Origin of the sequence: Dysgonomonas sp. ZJ709 (assembly GCF_011039195.1) — a bacterium.
Lineage (GTDB): Bacteria > Bacteroidota > Bacteroidia > Bacteroidales > Dysgonomonadaceae > Dysgonomonas.
This window is the reverse complement of the sequence record NZ_JAAKEM010000001.1, coordinates 205,285-225,023: the sequence shown is the minus strand read 5'-3', so window position 1 is coordinate 225,023 and position 19,739 is coordinate 205,285. Positions and strand designations below refer to the sequence as shown.

General features: G+C 34.5%; 14 protein-coding genes. 2 read left to right on the top strand and 12 right to left on the bottom strand.

Annotation, left to right across the window (positions count from 1 at the left end; genetic code table 11):
• Nucleotides 1-4: 4 nt before the first annotated feature.
• The 5 genes from G7Y56_RS00965 to G7Y56_RS00945 are packed head-to-tail and all read right to left on the bottom strand — an operon-like array spanning nucleotide 5 to nucleotide 6,960.
• Nucleotides 5-1,144, bottom strand: coding sequence for a polysaccharide pyruvyl transferase family protein (locus G7Y56_RS00965; RefSeq protein ID WP_165040328.1), 1,140 nt, complete (start codon nucleotides 1,142-1,144; stop codon nucleotides 5-7).
• 51 nt (nucleotides 1,145-1,195) lie between these two features.
• Nucleotides 1,196-2,182 (bottom strand): nitroreductase family protein, encoded by a 987-nt coding sequence (locus G7Y56_RS00960; protein WP_165040326.1) that lies wholly within the window; start codon nucleotides 2,180-2,182, stop codon nucleotides 1,196-1,198.
• Complete coding sequence (locus G7Y56_RS00955) at nucleotides 2,182-3,717, bottom strand: hypothetical protein (protein ID WP_165040323.1); 1,536 nt, start codon at nucleotides 3,715-3,717, stop codon at nucleotides 2,182-2,184. The genes G7Y56_RS00960 and G7Y56_RS00955 overlap by 1 nt, the downstream gene beginning before the upstream one ends.
• Nucleotides 3,718-3,733: 16 nt before the next feature.
• Nucleotides 3,734-6,115, bottom strand: coding sequence for a polysaccharide biosynthesis tyrosine autokinase (locus G7Y56_RS00950; RefSeq protein WP_165040321.1), 2,382 nt, complete (start codon nucleotides 6,113-6,115; stop codon nucleotides 3,734-3,736).
• Nucleotides 6,116-6,129: 14 nt separating this feature from the next.
• A complete protein-coding gene (locus tag G7Y56_RS00945) occupies nucleotides 6,130-6,960 on the bottom strand; it encodes a polysaccharide biosynthesis/export family protein (RefSeq protein WP_165040319.1) in 831 nt (276 codons plus the stop codon).
• A gap of 241 nt (nucleotides 6,961-7,201) precedes the next feature.
• Between G7Y56_RS00945 and G7Y56_RS00940 the strand changes: the two genes are divergently transcribed.
• Complete coding sequence (locus G7Y56_RS00940; RefSeq protein ID WP_165040317.1) at nucleotides 7,202-8,149, top strand: SPOR domain-containing protein; 948 nt, start codon at nucleotides 7,202-7,204, stop codon at nucleotides 8,147-8,149.
• A gap of 80 nt (nucleotides 8,150-8,229) precedes the next feature.
• Here G7Y56_RS00940 and upp read toward each other — a convergent pair whose 3' ends face one another.
• The 4 genes from upp to G7Y56_RS00920 form a co-directional block, all read right to left on the bottom strand.
• Nucleotides 8,230-8,886 carry a uracil phosphoribosyltransferase gene (gene upp, locus G7Y56_RS00935; protein ID WP_165020449.1) on the bottom strand — a complete coding sequence of 219 codons (657 nt, stop codon included), beginning with the start codon at nucleotides 8,884-8,886 and terminating at the stop codon, nucleotides 8,230-8,232.
• A 31-nt stretch (nucleotides 8,887-8,917) separates the two neighbouring features.
• Nucleotides 8,918-9,661: a shikimate dehydrogenase gene (locus G7Y56_RS00930; RefSeq protein WP_165040315.1), complete on the bottom strand. Its 744-nt coding sequence runs from the start codon at nucleotides 9,659-9,661 to the stop codon at nucleotides 8,918-8,920.
• A gap of 102 nt (nucleotides 9,662-9,763) precedes the next feature.
• Entirely contained in the window at nucleotides 9,764-12,841 is a 3,078-nt protein-coding gene (locus tag G7Y56_RS00925; protein ID WP_165040312.1) for a VIT domain-containing protein, read from the bottom strand.
• A 152-nt stretch (nucleotides 12,842-12,993) separates the two neighbouring features.
• Nucleotides 12,994-13,611, bottom strand: a complete 618-nt coding sequence (locus tag G7Y56_RS00920; RefSeq protein WP_165020446.1) for an OmpH family outer membrane protein — start codon at nucleotides 13,609-13,611, stop codon at nucleotides 12,994-12,996.
• Nucleotides 13,612-13,821: 210 nt separating this feature from the next.
• Here G7Y56_RS00920 and G7Y56_RS00915 point away from each other — a divergent pair, with 210 nt between their 5' ends.
• Nucleotides 13,822-15,282 (top strand): aminoacyl-histidine dipeptidase, encoded by a 1,461-nt coding sequence (locus G7Y56_RS00915; RefSeq protein WP_165040310.1) that lies wholly within the window; start codon nucleotides 13,822-13,824, stop codon nucleotides 15,280-15,282.
• 92 nt (nucleotides 15,283-15,374) lie between these two features.
• On the opposite strand, the gene G7Y56_RS18445 is transcribed toward G7Y56_RS00915, so the two are convergent.
• The 3 genes from G7Y56_RS18445 to G7Y56_RS00900 form a co-directional block, all read right to left on the bottom strand.
• Nucleotides 15,375-16,241 (bottom strand): hypothetical protein, encoded by an 867-nt coding sequence (locus G7Y56_RS18445; RefSeq protein ID WP_185153966.1) that lies wholly within the window; start codon nucleotides 16,239-16,241, stop codon nucleotides 15,375-15,377.
• Nucleotides 16,242-16,379: 138 nt separating this feature from the next.
• Nucleotides 16,380-17,948 carry a thioredoxin domain-containing protein gene (locus G7Y56_RS00905; protein ID WP_165040308.1) on the bottom strand — a complete coding sequence of 523 codons (1,569 nt, stop codon included), beginning with the start codon at nucleotides 17,946-17,948 and terminating at the stop codon, nucleotides 16,380-16,382.
• A 54-nt stretch (nucleotides 17,949-18,002) separates the two neighbouring features.
• Entirely contained in the window at nucleotides 18,003-19,436 is a 1,434-nt protein-coding gene (locus tag G7Y56_RS00900) for a DUF6734 family protein (protein ID WP_165040306.1), read from the bottom strand.
• Between the last annotated feature and the right edge of the window lie 303 nt (nucleotides 19,437-19,739).

Genomic DNA, 19,739 nt, shown 5'->3' with positions numbered 1-19,739 from the left:
TAATTTAATTAGTCAAAGATTGAGATAAAAAAGATAGTGAAAAAGCGCGCTCTTTATTCAAAATATCATTTACCTCACTCCATTCTATATGCCGAGTTATCTTGTCTTCAGTCAACTCACCTAATGAAGTGATTAATCGATCCTCCAAGTTGAACTTAGATAATAAGGAGGTAAAACGCACCATACCCCTATCTCTATTTCCATATACAATAAAAGGCTTATTAAATAAAATAGCAAATACACAGGCGTGAAAAGAGTCCGTAATAACATATTTTGCATTAAAAAAACCTCTTATCCAGTTCTCTACAGGAGGAGCAATCCGATCCTCTAGTGTAGCATAAACATCCTCTGTTCTAGAATTCACTTCGAATGATTGGTAGCCAAAAGTATTTGAAATTTTTTCTACAACGCTATTTTTCAACTCTGTTCTATCCAAAATATAAGATAATAACCCTCCGCTATCTGATTTAGTTTCGATACAACTAAGCAACTGAAGATAATCTTTATCCGACAGGAGCATGGTTGGATCCAAAACATGAACAGCATTTACTCCAAAATATTTTTCACACATGCTAACAGCAGCAGCCTCTCTTACTGATATTGCTGTAAATAGTTTTGATAAACATTTGCATTTTTTCGTTTGCTTTGGCGTAAAAGCCCATGTTTCCAAGCCAAAAGAAGCTGCATATGATATTCTTTTAGCTGATTCTGTTTCTCTCAAGAAACCCAAAAAAAAATCATAAATACAAGATGTGTATTCTGGACGCCAAACCTGATCGCTACCAACTACATAAGCATCAAATTTATAATCAGTTACCATCCTTAATTTATCTGATGTATCATATACTATCGTTTGAGGTTGAATATTTTTTTCAATAAAAGGGCGAGTATATTGGCTTGTCATTTGTTCTTGCAAAATTCGCTCTTTCTCTGATAAAACAGGCCAACCGCTACCGAATAAACACTTTTTAATGCATTGCTTACTTTTCTCTATAATATAATAGCGAGAGGATATTGGAGTACGTCTTCGATTAATTAACCAAGTGTCATGACCCATTTTTTTCAAGACCATTTGCAATGCATAAGCCTGAAGTATTCCTCCATAATTAGTTGATATGGGTAGTGTTAATATTCCTATTTTCATTATAATTTCATTAATAGAATGCCATCAAAAATTTGCGCCTATCTTTTTCAATTATTTAACAGTGCATATATTGTTAAGAAGTAATCTTTCAGATAAAGCATAAGAGAATTCATTAGGAGGATACCCACAAGCTACCATAGAAATAAAAACTTCTGATTTCTTGGTTTCACATACTTCTTGAAGCTCCCTATCTGTCCTTGGTGTATTACTGCAATTAAGAATACAAGCTCCTATACGATGAAAATGTAGAGAGTACAATAAATTCATAGAATAAATTCCACCATCTATATAAGCCTGATTTCTTTCCATAGGATCTGCAAATACGCCAAGTTCAGCAGTGATAACAATCAGTTTATCCGCTAAATGGCCAAAGCCTCTGTTCCCGTTTTGAATTGTAAATATCTTTTCTATTTGTTCCTTTTTAGTATAAATATACACTCTATATGCCTGCCTATTACAAGCTGATGGAGTATTTCTTGTTAATTCTATTACATTTAACAATTTTTCTACGGACAATGGCATTGAAGAATAATTCCGAATACTTTTTCTAGAGTTCGAAAACTCTAGAAAAGGATTACCTATAGACTGAAAATACTCCTCTTTCGTTACTTTTTTCTGCTTTGTTTGAGTAATATTCATCTGCTTAGAGAATAGAACGATTTGATTTATAGATTTAAGAGTTGCCGTCTTTAATTGATGATTATCTTTATCATGTATTTCTTTATATTCTAAAAGGACAGATATGGCATGCTTTAACTGAGCTTCATCATTATCATATTTTGACAAATATAACAAACAGTTAGCTATTAAAATTACAACTTTATCCTGTCCAAATCCAAGCCTAGGAGTAGGCATTGTTAAACCTTTCTCTATAACATGATAATCTTTTATTATTTTTCCTAGTAGTTTTATTCGATTATCCATTTTTTGGGTTGCCGAATATTTATAGAACCTTTCAAAATCATGTTTATATGCTAAAAATAAGGTTATTCGATCAGAAATAATTTTTGGTAATATCCCCTTTATAATTTGTTTCATTAATTATTATTTTTAAACATTTTATTTACAGTCTTACCTATAAATTTATCAATATATTGTCTTTCATCTCTCTCTAATCCAAAAATATAAATACTGATAGAAAATATTATCATAGATCCCAACATAGTAAACGCAAATCTAAAAGAAAAATCAAATATATTCAAACTTATAATACAAAAGGCCACAGAAAAAATAACTGGTAATATTTCTCTAAAAAAAACCCGATTTACATATTCCTTAACAGATAATCCTCCCAATCTCTTCAAAAAATACAAACGGAAAGAGCAAGCTAGTAATTCGAGAAAGATAAATGCTACAAGGATAGAGTACGAAGGAAATTTAAATTTTAGCAAAAAATAAGCGACTGGCAGATTTAATAAGATTATAGACCCAACAACAACTTGATACATTTCAATTTTACCTATAGCTTGTATTGCTGACTGTAAGCCTATCGTTAATTGATTTACCATTATACCGATAAGCATCAGATTACAAAAAACAACAGTATTATCAGGTACATCTTTCAGCCACAGTTTCAATATTGTAGACATCTCAAATATAGATGGTATTGTTACAAGAGCCATCAAAAAAAAGCCAAATTTACTGGCCATCATAGAGAATCGAAGCATTCTATTTCGATTACCTAAACCTTCACTTTTCATTATTTGAGGATTTAACGCTTGAAGGAGTGCTGCCGAGAAAAAATTCATCTGTCCTGCTACTTGATTTGCAATACCATAAGCAGCATTAATTACAGTGCCTAAAAATAGATTCAATACGACAGCTAAACCTTGTGTTCGAGCTATACCGCACAAGGCACCAAAAAGATTCCATCCGGCAAAAGATGTTAATTTCCTCATCATAGCAGCGCTAAAAGATGTCCATAATAATAATGAACATTCTTCATATCTTTTAATGCAATATAGTGCATATAAAATCAAACAAATAATACTCGTAACTGCTATCGATGTACCATAGAAAAACAATTTATCACCTTCATATCTAAAGAGAGCTAAAGCTATTCCCAATTTTAAAAGAACCTCTACAATATTTATAATGGCTATCCAAAGCATGTTTTCATGAGCATTTAATGATGCTATAAATGGAGGTGAAATCATTGTAAAAAAAACAGTTGCAGACATGAAATGATATATTTTCCTTGCTGTAGATATCCTCTCAATTGGGATATTCAAAAAGCCATCGAAAAGAAAAAGACCTATAATTTCTAAAATAATAACAACAAAAAAAGCTATTAAAATATGTAACAAAAGACTATTGGCGAAAACTATTTTTTGCATTTTCAAATCGCCAACCCCCTGATTAAAAGACAGATACCTTTGCGTCGAGGTAGCCATAGCTGTATTTAAAAAAGATAACATGGCTATAACTCCTGCAACTAAAGTGTATATTCCATAATCAGCCGCACCTAAGGAATTCAAGACAAGACGTGTAGCATATAAGGAAATCCCTACAGTCAATAACATCTTCCCATAGAGGATACCTGTATTAAAAGCTACTTTTGTTGCTATTTGCATACTCTCCTAAAAAGTCTCATTCTTCTATATTTACTCCATAACCATAGGTATATCCATAACCATAACGACCTTTATTTTTTGCCAACTCAACGCCATTCATAACTAAATAAATATTAGGCAGTTTTTTATCACGATAAATTTCATTTATAAAACTGACAGCTTGCTTAGGTGTCACATTCTCTCGCGTAACATAAACAGTTGTATCAGCGTAGGGTGCCATTAAGAAAGTATCTGAAACAACACCAATAGGAGCTGAATCTATTATAATTAAATCATAATGCTTTTTAGCCTCATCAAATAGCTGTTTCATTGCTGGTTTCATTAATAATTCATTAGGATTAGGAGGAATAACACCTGCTTGAAGAATATCTAAAGTTGGGAAACCATCCATTGATACTAACAATGACTTCCAATCGGCTGTAGCCCCAGACAGATAAGATGTAACTCCTAATCCTTTACGAAATGTCATATCCTCGGACAACTTAGGATTCCTAATATCCAAGCCTATGAGTAAAACCTTTTTATCAAGCAATGCAAATGAGGCAGCTAGATTTATGCTTATAAAGGTTTTGCCCTCACCAGGAATAGTTGATGTTACTAACATCACTTTCCTCTCCGATGATCCTAATATAAATTGCATATTATTTCGTAATGTCCTAAATAACTCAATTATTGGGCTCGTCCTATTAGCCTTAATAACTAAAATATCTTCTTTCGAGCCTTTTGCCATTATCTCGCCAATAACTGATACTTCTGATAGTCGCTCTAATTCCTGACGATCTGCAATATTTACTTGCATTTTGTCTCTCATATAAATAATAATGACTGGTATAAAAATACCAATTAAGAAGAAACAGAAAAAGATAAGACTCCTTTTAGGTGATACTGGTTGCTCTGGAATTATGGGATCAATGATAATCTTGGCTTTATCTGAGTATGATGCCATAGATACATTTGTCTCTTCTTTGACTTTCATTAAATAAAGATAAAGAGATTGTTTTATCTGTTGTTGCCTCATTATCTCAAGTAAACCTCGCTCTTGTGATGGTACTGAGTTTACTCGAGTTGCAATTTTTGCTGACTGCTTCTCTGCCTCCTGTATTGAGATATTCAAAGACTTCTTAATATTAGACAATGCTGCTAAGATACTAGATCGTGTATTCGTTAAATCATCCAATGCTCTATTGAAAGACGGGTTATCTTCGCTTACACTACGTTCTAACTTATGATATGATAACAATAAAGAATTGTAATTCGAGATAACACCAACTAACCCTGGATCGGAAATACCTAGATTCGGTATCAGTTTATAGTTATTTTTATCTTGAAGAATGAAATCTTCTACCAACTCCACTGTCTTCAATTGAGTTCCAAGTTCATTTTGTTTTTGATTCAAAGAGGATGCATTCTCAACGTATAGACGAGCTTCTGCCCCTAAATCCGTTATTGATTGTTTTTCTTTATAATCAACAACATCATCTTCAATATTACTTAGTTCTGCAGATATCCCTTTCAATCGTTCATCTACAAATAATGATGTATTTAAAGCAACTTCATTATTATCATCAATATTATTAGTGTTATAAGTTTTAACCATTTCCTTCAAAATACTAGCTCCCTTATTGGCATTCAATGAGTTTATATCAAGAGATAAAACTGAAGATCTTTTTGTCGTTGAACTTATAGACAAGGCTTCAGTTAAAGCGTAAGCTTCTTTTTGGGGGTTCTTTATGTGAACATGATATCTATCACTAAGCTTTTCTTCGGAAACGCCCTGTCTAAAAAAAATTGAAAGACGTCCCAAACCCGATGGTAAATCAACATAACCTGGTAGCTGTATGACTGAACTTTCTATATTTATTTTGTTTTTTTTGTAAATATATTTCCCTTCTACTTCTACTCCTTGAGCCACTTTTTTCAATGTAATCTCTACACGCCCCTTTATATTTTTAGGGCTAACACTATCTATCGAAACATAATATGGACAATCTGTATACACCTCATTATTTCTAAAAAAGCCATCTTCAAAATAAGAAGTATAAAGTTCTAATGAATAGACAACTTGTCGCATTAAATTAGGGGAAGACAATATAGCAATTTCATTGTCAATATTGCTAGTTGTACTCAATAATCCCAGGCTCTCTAGCCCTCCCAATGCACCTCTTCCTGAACCAGTTGCCCCAGGCTTGTCCTCCTTAAGCAAAATTGATACTGAGACTTCGTATCTTTGGTCAGAAATACAATAAAAAAGCACCCCAACAATACAAGACAGAATAACTGAAATTAAAAACCACCTCCAATATTGTAAGTACTTAAATACTAATACTCTCAAATTAATTTCATCTTTGGCTTCAGACTGAGATTCTTGATCATTTCCAGCCATATTTTGTTTACGCATATTTATTAAAAAGCTTATCGTGATAAAACTGAGACAATTGTAATTATTAGTGACAACCCTGAGATCAATGCTGTAGCAGTCAAGGTTTCAACTGAACCAATTTGAGAATTTCTTGCTCGGGCTTTATTTGGCTCAATATACAATTTATCATTTTGTTGAAGATAGTATATGTCATTTTCCAAAAGAACATCCTTATTCTGAAGATCAATCCGTTTCACACTACGAAATCCATTTGCATCCTCTCTTATCAGCATTACATTGTCTCGCCTTCCATAAATAGTCAAATCACCAGCTGTGGCTAAAGCTTCCAAGATAGTAACTTGTTCATTTGTAAAAGAATAAACACCAGGCCTTGCAACTTCTCCAAACACAGCAACCTTGTAATTTAAAAATCGGATATTCACAATTGGTTTTTCTTTTATATACTGAGGGTAAATCATAGAATATATTTTTTGTTGCGCTTCTAGCTTTGTAAGTCCACCGATTTTCAATCTGCCTAAAACAGGGAAATCAATACAGCCGTCTTTATCTACAATATAGTTTTGAAGACTGCCATATCCACCCGTAGCGGAAGAAACCCTAGACTGCACTAGGTCATTCGCTTCCTGAGGAACAAGGGGCAAATTAAAGTCCATTGAAGCCGCATTAGTCGGAGTATTTACGGTGATACTCAGAATATCATTTGGCATAATTATAGCTTCATAATTCTTCGCTACTTTAGCAAATTCTTCAGAAGAGATTAACTCTGCCTCTGTAAGATAAGGGATTGTTTTATACGAATTACAAGAAGTTAACAACATAGATACAAAGAGTATCCAATAAAACTTTTTCAATACAAACTTCATATTTTTTTTATTATGTGCATATCGACTAATAGGTTTGTTTTAGGCAATTGCCTCTCATTTATATAGTAATATATCATACTAACCAGCGAAAAAATAATTCAAACATTATTTATGATCAAAAACCACTAGTTATTTTAGCGCTACAAAGTTAGATAACTTTTAGCTTAAACCAAGGATTACGTAAGATAATTTTATATTAAAATAGACTTTTGATTTTCAACTATTGCATTATCTTTGTATAATGGAATCTATAATATTTAAATATATAAACTTTCTACTTCCAAGGCATAATTGTGTAATTATACCCGATTTTGGCGGCTTTATTACAAATATAGAGCCTGCAAAATACACTAATAATAAGATCCTCCCTCCCACTTATACCATAAGTTTCAACAAAGAACTAGGTCATGATGACGGCATACTCATCTCGCATATACATAGAAATGAGTGCATATCATATAATATAGCAACAAAAAAAGTAAAAGAGGAAGTATTTACTATTAGAAAAACTCTCTTAACCGAAAGGATTTTTGAGTGTGGTAAAGTAGGACGGCTAGAATTAGACGATTATAATAATATTATCTTCATAACGAATCCTGTAATTATTCATCCTCAGCTTTGGGGTTTAACACATACAGAACTTTACCCTCTGGCGGGTATTTATAATTCGGAAGGTAAAAGAAAAAATGCATCGAGATTAAAGCATGCGTTAGGTACCACTGCTGCTATCGCAGCTACAGTACTATTATTTATTGCCCCATCCACAAGCATAATCGATAGTAGTAATACAAATAAGCAAGAAGCTAGTTTTGTTCAGTCGCTAACAAAATCATTTCGTTCGTCAGCTAACATTCAAGCCTCTAAAACTGAATCGACAGCGAGTCTTGTTTCAACAACGAATAAGGCTAATTTAGAGGAAGAAGATATTCATGCAGAAAAAACAGTACCATCTCGTAAATATCACATTATTATTGGCGGAGAGGATAATACTGCAAGAGCTAACAGCCTTCTGAAAAAAATACAGAATTCAGACTTTCCCCATGCAAAAATAATCCAGTCTGCGGATAGATACAGAATATCTGCTAAAAGTTTTGATGATAAAAAAACGGCTGAAAGTTTCTTAGAGAATTTCCGTAAAGAAAATCCGAAATATGAAACAGCTTGGCTGTTTTCCACTAGAAATAAGTAATTGCTTAGGTAATCATAATAAAAAGAGTCGGCTGAAATTTCATCCGACTCTTTTTATTATGATTTATTCAGAGACAAGTATTATTCTTTTTCACCATACGCCAAATCGCCGGCATCACCCAATCCTGGGACAATATAAGCCAAGTCATTCAACTCCGGATCGATTGCCGCAGCCCAGATAGTCGTTTTAGCATCCGGGAAAGTTTGTTTACAGTAGTCGATTGCCTGCTGGCTTGCTATAATAGTAGCCACATGAATGTGCTTAGGTTGACCTTTTGTCAACAATGCCTGATATGATAAATCCATACTGCCACCCGTTGCCAGCATAGGATCGGTAAGAATCAACACCTTTCCCTCAATCTTAGGAGAAGCAATATATTCTATATGTACATGAAAACTTTGATGATTTTCTCTGTATTTACGGTATGCCGAAACAAAAGCATTTTCAGCTTTGTCGAAACAATTCAAGAATCCACTATGATATACGAGACCTGCTCTCAATATTGTACCAATTACAATCTGGTCTGTAGGGACATTGGTCGTAGATACACCCAATGGTGTTTGTGTTTCTATTTGAGTATAAGACAGCTTTTTACTTATTTCGTATGCCATGATTTCGCCGATACGCTCTACATTCCGTCTGAAACGGAGGCTGTCGCCCTGAATGTTTACATCCCGCAACTCGCTCACAAAGCGATTAAGAATGGTATTTTGTTCTGATAGATTTATTATTTCCATAATGGTATTTCGTGTTTAATTTATTTTCGTCTTATCTATTCCATATTTCCCATGCAGCAAGTGCCTGTAATTCTAACATCTCAGCTCCGTTTTTGATTATAGCCCCATTTTCTTTAGCTAATTTTAAGAATTTAGTTTCTTCGGGATTATACACTAAATCATATACCAGATGATTTGTTGATATATATTGATAAGGAATATCAGGAGCCTCATTCACATTAGGAAATGTGCCTAATGGCGAAGCATTAATTATTACAGTATACTCAGTCAGTATTTTTTCACTCAGATCTTGATATATGAACGCACCTTCTTTTTTAGTACGTGAAACATATACTGGTTGTATATTTAGATTTTGCAAGGCACGCACTACAGCTTTAGAAGCCCCCCCAGTACCTAATACTAATGCTTTTCTATGAATAGCTGGTTTAATCAAAGGAAATATCGAGTTTTGAAAACCGATTATATCAGAATTATAGCCAATTAATTTCACACCGCCCTTGCTCCTATCGAACTTAATAACATTTACAGCACCTATAGCTTCGGCCTCAATGTCTAATTCATCAAGAAATTGCATAACATCCTCCTTGTAAGGAATGGTCACATTCAGTCCTTTTAGGTCAGGATGAGATTTTATAATATCGGGAAATAAAAGCAACTGTGGTATTTCGAAATTCAAATACGCTGCTTCAATATTTTCTTTAGCAAACTTTTCTGTAAAAAAGCGTTGGGAAAAAGAATGTTTTAACGGATAACCAATAAGTCCGTATTTATTCATATCATCTATAATTTGAACAAAGATAAATACTATACAGAAACAAACAAAAATAGGCGGAAGTTTTTTCTACTTTCCGCCTATCCTTTCTAAAAAACAGCTTACTTATCTCCCATCAAAAATAATTTCGCCAATATCTACAGTAGCCTCATCTTGAGTCAATCGTAATGTTATCGTTTCCTTTTTCTCTCTTCCTGTAGAGTAATAGGTATAAATATCCAGATAAACCGTTGTCGGGCCAACCAGCGTTTGTTCTCTTGAACCAAAATAATGCGCCTGAATTTTATACTTACCCGGTATGGCCTCTTTTATCATGAATTCCTCGGGACCATACCCTCCCGTGAAGTCACTGGAGATATAGCCTCCAACTCGTGTGTTTGGATTATCATAAAAGCACTGCTCACCACAAGGATCTGTTACCCAGAGATCCATATCACTGTTGTCGGTATCCCAATTGAGAACAATACGAATATCCACAGGCATCTCATAAATTAAACGACTATCTATTGCTGACAAGTCTAATTTCACTTTCTTATTTTTTGCCTCTATGATCACCTTATTTATCTCTTCGACAGCGATAACTTCGATGCCCGGGAAGCGACCATCCCAAGAACGTTGTACCAATTTGCACATTATATCTACTGCCTTTTGGTAATCACCATTGGCTGCATAGGCTTGTCCTAAATCACGATATGACTGTGCTTCATTTGGGCGGAGTTCTAAAATCTTATCAAAAAATGCAATTGCATAATCAGTGTGACCAAGTTGATTTAGTCTATTAGCCAAAACACGAAGTAAACGATAATTCTCAACCTCTAGTTCAGCCAGATTGGATAATACAATCAGAGCCTCTTGCTTTAATCCCCTCTCTTCGAATAGAGCCGCCACATCAAGGTAGAAAGATGGTGTAGTTTTATAACCTTCTTTTATGTCCAGATAAACCCGATAAAGTTCAGCATCTGATTTAGCTTTTAGAATTTTCATATATGGTGTATCCGGACTCCAGACTTTCAATTCAATCTTCGCTTGTTTTACTTGTTGTATTGAAGTAGAAGGCTTCAATTTTATCTCTCTATCCATCACCTTATTTTCTGATAAACTTTCGATAGCAACACCTGATATAGAACTACCAGACATACTAGACACCGCCATTCTACTAATATTAATTTCTTCTCTAAGTACCATGTCTTCTTCATCTGAACTCGCTATATCCATATCTGACATAACCATATTATCCTCATAAATAACAGGTGGTACAAAGTGAGGTTCAGAACCTTTCCTATTTTGAGATTGCTTCGAACACGTTTTAGGAAATGACTTATTCCACCAAGCTTTACGGGCATCAAACATCTGCGCTACAGATTCTATGTGCTCTTGTACATAATTACTTTTATTCTTTTTTATATAGTTGATTTGTTTTGTATACTCAGCGAGCAGTTCTTCAGGAGGAGTTATTTCATATTGCACGTAATCTTCTACCCTATCCAAAACGATAAGAGAAGTATTACGGGTTACAATATTGAACTGTTTGCCCAAGGTTTCTATTTCTCGCTTATTTTTATCATAACGAATATCTAATTCTGCAATTCTTTTTTCTGCCCAGACACGCTCCACAATATTATTGTAATCACCAGCATCAGATTTACTCATCGTTATTGTTTTAGAATATAATATTTCATCTTCTACTCCAAAGTGTAACGTAATAGTCGCCGATTTGGTTTTAAGCTTACCAGCCAGAGAAAAAATACTTGATAAATTTACAGTTTGTGGCACAGAAGGCGTTATGTCAGAAATCTCACCTTTATCATAATCAGCATAAAGGAATTGAAGCTCTTGTGTATGCATTCTCGACACTGCTTCGTCCACCGTTTCTTGCATAAGATTTATGAACTTACCACCCGTAGCTGATGCCATATATTTCAATATAGCATGATCCGCTGACAATAGAGAAGTTATTGTATTCACTGGGATGCCCCCTAATTCAGGCTCCGATTCGCCGAAATTTGTCAATCCATCCGAAAAGAACAATATTTCATCAGGTTCATTCCACGATTTTAGTCTTTTCATCGATTGTGTAGACGATGCTGATGGTCTAGGCATCGACCTATTAGAGTTTTTCAGATTCAAAGTACCATATTGGGTGGCTCCATCATATTTTATATTTTCCAATACTTTTCTGAGCTCAGACCAGTTCCCTTCTTTAATGATATACGTTTGAGACTTTATCACATTAAGATTGAAAGAATATAAGAATACTATTTTATCATTTGCTCCCTCGAAATATTTATCCAAAAATTGAAATTCTTTATTTAAATCCCTATTTTCCATAGATGCAGATGCATCCCAATATAATGCAATCGTGGCAGGAATATTTATTTTTTCGCGATTTTTTTGTTTGATTTCCGGCTTAACATTCGTATAAAAATAAAAATCACCACTCAATTTTCCTTGCTCAACAAACTGGGTCTGATTATTCTTGCTAGGAATAGAAAAAACAAGCTGACCCTTAGCATCATAATTTATACTACTATAAGAAGCGACATAAGCATCCCCTGCTCTATCGAACGAAAATTTGCCCCAAGGAGTTTCATCTATCACAGGTTGACTGTTTGTTGCAAAAGCTGTAAGATTCAAGTCGAAGCGATCTAACACATTACCATACTCCACAGGCAAATGAAAGCAAAAGCTACCATTATTTTCGATCAACTCTTGCTCGTAAGCAATTACAACTCTACGTGTCCCTTTTGCAGGTAATGGATATACACGAGTACGAAAATTGTTCCCCTGTGTTTTTTCGAGTAATCCCGGGTCTATTTTCTGACGGATCACCGATTCGAAAGCTTCCTGCCCCTTAGCCTTATCTACAACTACACCTTCGCGTAACTTCCCATTAATATCTAAAGCAAAGCGCGAAACAGATTGCCCGTCGCCCAAAGGGAACTGTAGTTCTCCTTCCAGAATGCGATTATTCGGATTGTAAAATACCATATCAACAGTAGTCACAGCCATAGTTCCGACAACCTTGACATCTACCTTTACTTCCGAAATGCGAACAGGAGATTCGTTCGGCCTTAATGCAAAAACATCTATTACAGGCATAGGTCTTACTCTAATACCCTTTTGGGCATAGCTCAGCTCAACAAAAGCCATGACGACAAGTAAGAAGGTGATCATTTTTTTCATGATAGTTAAGTATTATGTTTGTTTAAAAATGTATTTCTAAAACTATAGATACATTTCCACTTCAAATTTCATAATCTACAATCGAGAAAAAAACAAAAAAAATAGGGTGATCCCATCGGACCACCCTATCTATACTATTTCTCTTATGCTTTTTATTTAGCTGCTTCTGCTTTATAGCGGCTGTTCAATAACTTCAATATATCTTGAGTTATATCGTATTTGTCTTTTGCAGTAAGAATATTATCCAAACCTTTATTACTGAAAATAATCTGATAATTTGCTTTTTTGTTATATTCTACTAAACAAACACGTACCGAATCAGCTAACTGCTCATTAATTTTTTGCTCTTCTTGCGCTAACTCATTTTCTAAGCGTTGAGCCATTTGTTGCAAGTCTGCATTTAATTTTTGGATACGTTGCGATTCTGCTTGAGCACGCTCCTGACTTAGGAATGCATTACTCTGAACCTTACGTTGGAAATCGGTAGCTTCAGTTTCCAACTGTCGTTGTTTTTGAGCTACTGTGTTATTCGAACTTTTAAATTTGTTCATCAATCGCTCTCCCGACACTTTTGCAAATTCGTAGTTAGCAAGTAATGAGTCTACGTTTACGTATGCTATAGGCAATGTTACAGTAGAGTCTCCCGGCTCGAAAGCCAAAGGAGTTTTATCTTCTTCATTTGAATTACCCTTGTTAGTAAAGAACAGTACAAATAAAATGATAATAGCAACAGCCAAAACACCATTAATCACATAAGAAATATTCTTCATTATTTATCTATAAAAAATTAGTTAATCTTACTCCTAGGCTCTAAATATACAAGTTTTATTTTAGAACGACCCGGCAAAGATATATCATAATGTTAAAAGTACGCTACAAATAAACCTTTAAAAGTTGTAAAAATATTGCTTTTTATCCTTTATCTGTATATTTTTATATGTTATTAAGATTGTGAAAAAGTATTATCAAATATAAAAAAGATGAACATAAAAGATTTAAAGCCCGCTTCTATCTGGAATTATTTCCATGAAATCACTCAAATACCCCGTCCATCAAAGAAAGAAGAAAAAATAATTACTTATTTACTTGACTTTGCAAAAAAACATAACTTAAGTGTAAAAAAAGATGATACAGGCAATGTCCTTATCACCAAAGAAGCAACAAAAGGAAAAGAAAACCTACCGATCGTAATTCTGCAAGGACACGTGGATATGGTATGCGAAAAGAATACCGATACTGTACATGATTTCGACAAAGACCCCATCGAAACCTATATAGACGGTGACTGGCTGAAAGCTAAAGGAACGACTTTAGGTGCAGATAACGGCATGGGTGTAGCAGCAGCTTTAACGATTTTAGCATCGGATGATATAGAACACGGTAAACTAGAATGCCTGTTTACGGTAGACGAAGAAACCGGATTGACAGGTGCTTATGCTTTAGGCAAAGACTTTCTTACCGGAGATATTCTCATTAATCTGGATACAGAAGAAGAGGGGCAGATTTATATCGGTTGTGCCGGAGGGAAAGGAACGATAGCGACTTTCACATATAAATCGGAATCGACTCCTGTTAATTTCTTCTGGTTCAAGGTACAAGTAAAAGGGCTCAACGGAGGACATTCCGGCGCCGAGATACACAAAGGATTAGGCAACGCTAACAAGATACTCAATCGCTACCTTTGGGATTTGAACAGAAAATACGATCTTCTTCTTGCAGAGATTGGCGGAGGAAATCTTCATAATGCCATTGCGCGCGAAGCTTATGCGATAGCAGGTGTTCCCTACAATAAGAAAGAGAACATTATTATCGACCTGAATATTCTCGCTCCACAAATAGAAGCTGAACTGAAGGCTGTGGATCCGAATTTTAGAATAACAGTTGAATCGACCGACACCCCTACATCACTCATCGATAAGAATACGACAAATAATCTATTGAATGCTATCTATGGTTGCCCTCATGGAGTATTAGGCATGAGCTTCGATATACCGGGATTGGTAGAGACATCCACTAACCTGGCTTCTATCAAAATGAAAGCCAGCAATACGATTGTTGTAGGAACAAGCCAACGTAGTTCTACCGAATCGCAGAAAGAAAATGCTGCCAATATGGTAAATGCAATATTTACACAGGCTAAAGCAGAGGTAACACATTCTGACGGATATCCAGGATGGAAACCAAATCCGGATTCTAAGATTCTGAATATTGCAAAAGAAACGTATAAAAAACTTTATAATAAAGAACCCGAGATTAAAGCAATTCATGCAGGGCTGGAGTGTGGGTTGTTCCTTGAGAAATATCCTCATCTGGATATGATATCATGTGGCCCGACTATAACGGATGCACATTCGCCGGCTGAACAGATTAATATACCATCGGTTGCTAAGTGGTGGGATTTCTTGCTTGAGGTTTTGAAAAATATACCTGCAAAGAAATAAAATAAAAAGCGGATTGATCTCGAAACATCAACCCGCTTTTTTAAAATTTAAATAGTTGTTACCAAACTAGAGTTTGTGTAATCAGCTTTTTGTTATCTCTTTTTCGCAACTCCAATGAAATAAAATTCATCGAAATTCTGAATTAAAGCTGTTTTAAGATTTTTGGTATCTGCCGGATCCCAATAAGTAAGAGTTAACTCATATTTCTCGGAAGGGCGAGTTTCATCATATCCCGCAACAAGGACCTGACGGCTACTTGCACCACTTGAATCTTTTAGCATGGCAAAAAGACATCTATCATTAAATAAAAAAGATAGAGGGTGCAAACACTCATAAGATTTGTTCGCTTCGAAATAATATGACAGGATTTTCTCTTGCTCGTAAGGGGTAAAGCCATATCGTTTTCTATGTTCATAGCTATCGCTTGTTTTAACAATTTCCATAAATTTCCTCAGGAAAGAATCTGGCCTATCTCCATAGATACCCAATTTTAGATGCATTTGCTGAACACAAGCTGCAAAGCACAGCCCCCAATTTTGCGGTTCTTCGTTGGGAAAGTCGTCTCTCATATTTAAATTAATGTGATAGGAATAAGGACGTAGTGAGACACTCTTTGCTCCTGATCCAAATAGAGCGATTTCACTACAGTTCTTTAGACCAGAGCCTGAGCCCGAACCTGAACCTGAGCCTGAGCCTGAGCCTGAACCAGAACCAGAACCAGAACCAGAACCAGAACCCGAGCCTGAGCCTGAACCTGAGCCTGAACCTGAATATCCAGGACAGTATACTCCACTGCCGCTATCACATGTAACACCTACAGGCTTAAGCGTTCCTTCGACTAGGGAACTATGTATTGTATAATAGTTATTATACTGACATCCAACATAATCGCCAGTAGGGCAAGAAACTCCATAGAATGACCCCGACTTCAAATTATCGGCCGCACTAGAGGCCGCCATTGATGTTTTTAGCTCTTGCTCATTTAAGACTTTGATTTTTTTTAATTTTTCCATTTCTTTTAATGTTTAATTATTGTGTTGTAGGTTCAATTGTTTGCAGCTGCTTCTTTTGTTTACAACTTAACAAAAGGTTTATTTTTATTTATTTGTAGCTAAATCTGTATAATAGGCGACATCATCTATATTGTATCCTTCGGGTAATTCATGACCATTCATGATTATAGTAGGCGTACCCTTCAAAGAGACAGTTTTACACCATCTTCGATGACTCTCTATTTCGTCTAAGACAGTTTGACTCGTGATATCAAAATCATATCTATCAAAAAAATCTTGTCTATTATTTTTTCCATGGCTAAACCATCGATTGAAGATTTCTCTTTTCTCATCGGGCTTTATTTCATCAGACAGATAAACAGCCGTAAGAAAAGTTGCACTGGACTCTAATTCTTCTGAAAAAGACGTGAGTATATACTGAACACATATTTTATCCCCTACTCTGTCTAATAAATTATCTAATTGCTGATGTATAGCTGCACAAGATCCACAATGAGGATTGGTAACAAGGGTTACAAGCGTTTCAGCATCCTTATTACCCCATAAAATTTGAGATATGTCTCTATTTACTTCATAATACGGTTGTACTTTTAACTTGGATTCGAATACTCCTGCATCCATTTTTATACTACTATATCTTAGTTGTACTGCTTTCAATTGCTTCTTATCTATAAAATAGGGTAGCAGTATATTAATTATGGCCGATGGCATAATAAAAAGACATCCAACAATAAAAATTGCAAAAAAGGATAACTGGGGAACATATATGTAATCAAATACCAGATTTATAATGAATGACAGCCAGAGGAGAGCTTGTACAATAAGACATAGAAGGCACCATTCTTTAGCAATAAATTTCTGATACCAAATACTCCATAAACTATAAGGGAGGGCACAGCAATTAATTAAAGCTAAATAAGGATTAAAAGAGGAGAAAAAAAGCAAAACACATAGATTGGAAAGAAAGTAGCCGAATCCAATTTCGCTCCAACCGATAACTCCCATAATTCTGGCAGCAGATGAATCTAAAATACTATTACACCCATGTTTTAGTAATGAGCAAATTTTATCTGCATGATTGTTAGAGATATGCATTTGTTTTTGTAAAAGTAAATAACCGACATAAGCCCCTCCTGCATTTATTGACAGCAACATTAAGAATCCAATATCGGAGTACGACTGGCCAGATATAATCCCCAATATCGATAATAAAACAATGGAGATCAGAAGTACTTTATTACGTAGGAAATTGAATGTCTCTACCCTCTTGTGTTGTGAGTAGTTTGGTTCTATTGACTCATTGTTCTGTTCGGCGATCAGTATGGTGCCATTCCAGCGATTTAAGAAATCATTAATCGGGATTGTTTTACGATCATTTTCCCCTAAATATTGAACATTATCATTGGTGATTTTAGATACAACAGCAAATTTATTATTGATACCTGTTATAAAAGGAGTATTAAGTTCACCCATATTTTCATCTGTGTTTATCTGAAGTCCTGTTGTTTTCAGATTATACTTCGATAAAATATCTGAAATACCGAAAAGCGTGTTTTTGTATGGATGTTCATCATAAAGTTTATTCAAATAGCTTTTTGTGTATTTTATTTTTAACTGTCCTAAAAAAAGCTCTATTATATTTTTTATATCCATATGCGGTTAACTTTTTAGATATGATGGTATTGCTATTTATTAATAAGTCATTTATCAATTCGGATACGAACAAATAATCAGTTTGTTATAAAATAGATATTCTAATTCTGCTACCATAACATTATAAATAAGACTTTTATCTTTTTCAATTTCAGGATAAAAACATTGCTGCAATTCCTCAAATAAGCATTCAAAAGTTTTACTGATCTTCAGAAGAATCAGAATATTATATGCCAAATCATTTATAAGGACTTCTTTTAACCCATCAGTGGATAAGCACGGAATACATGCTATGTCAAAATGAGATGAAGCATAATTCTTATTTATTTTTTCCTTTATTAGTAGTTTTGTTTCTGATGTCCAATCATCCCCAATTTCGTATATAGATAAATGTGGATTGCTCTTGATTACGACAAGAAGTCTATCGCCCTTCGATTTATTTAAAAACTCAAAATAGTTGCACGATTGCTTATCTAAATCGAATAAATAACTATCTGGGATATCCTTCCATTTTATAGATAAATTGTTTAAATAATCTTGGTAAGAAGTTATTCCCATCGGTTTTGTCAGATTGGGTAAAATCAATTGTCTTGTTTCTTTGGGCTGAAGTCGTTTATTATGTGCCGGGAACAGGTCTGTAATTCTCTCATAATATTCCGGATATTTATTCAATAGAGTCCGGCCGAGTAATTCGCAAATCTTCGCATTCCTTTTGTGCCCACCAATAATATGCATCAGACTATATTTATCATAAGAATAAAAATCACAAAATTCATGATAAGTATATCCATTATCTTGTACACTATGGTTAAGCACAGTTGTAACAGCCTTGTTCGATTTTTCTGAAAGAGCATAAAATAATATCTGCTCGAAAAGAATGTTATAATTGACATTGACATTTTTACGATTAATGTCGTTTAATCGATTACCTTCTATAAAGTCGAAAGCAGTCCGACAATATTTTTGTATAAACTGAATATCGTTTCCTCCGATTATTCCGGCATTGTAGGATGGAATGGAATCTTTTTTTAGCACTTCTTTCAAAAAGTCAGGAATAATTATATCTTCTTGTAAGATTCCATCCATCATATTCTTATAGTAATCGGTACCTATTTCTCTGTTCTGTGCAATTAGCCCATCTGTTTCCATTTTTACTCCCAGCCTTTTAGGTAAATAAACATCCCCATCGATGTGTATAAATGGCTTTTTCTGAAGAGAATACGTTAGTAACTTAGGGTATGCCCAATGGTGTTCAGGACAAGAAAGATTGTCGTATTGAATAATGATCTCGGAATAAGGCAATTTTAAAAGTTTACCCAGAATATTATAGCCGGCATAATCTGTGTATAAGACAACTTTTTCATAGTTTTCTTTCAGACTTAAGCAACTCAAAGCCCACGACATTAAATGATATTGTGAGCTTACCCAGCCAAAATCATCATTCAAAATGTCTTTATTTCCATTCCATAGTGTTTGTACTACTCTCATTTATTCTTATTCATTAGTTTTCTATATATATAGATAAATGAGATGTAAAATAATTGTAGATTTTGCACTATATATTTAATAATAATTCGAATAAACAAAGGCCGTCTACTGCATCGCTATTAAAAGGTTAATTTCTGCAAAACAAGGATCTTTTAGTCTTTGAAAGCGTTTTATACGAAAGCAGGGGCCTCTTATAGTATAAATACTTCGGGTTTTATCTATAATAAGGGTTACATACTCAATGAAAATAAATAATCTTAAGTAACACTAAGTGACAATCAAAAAACAACATAAAAGTGTTAC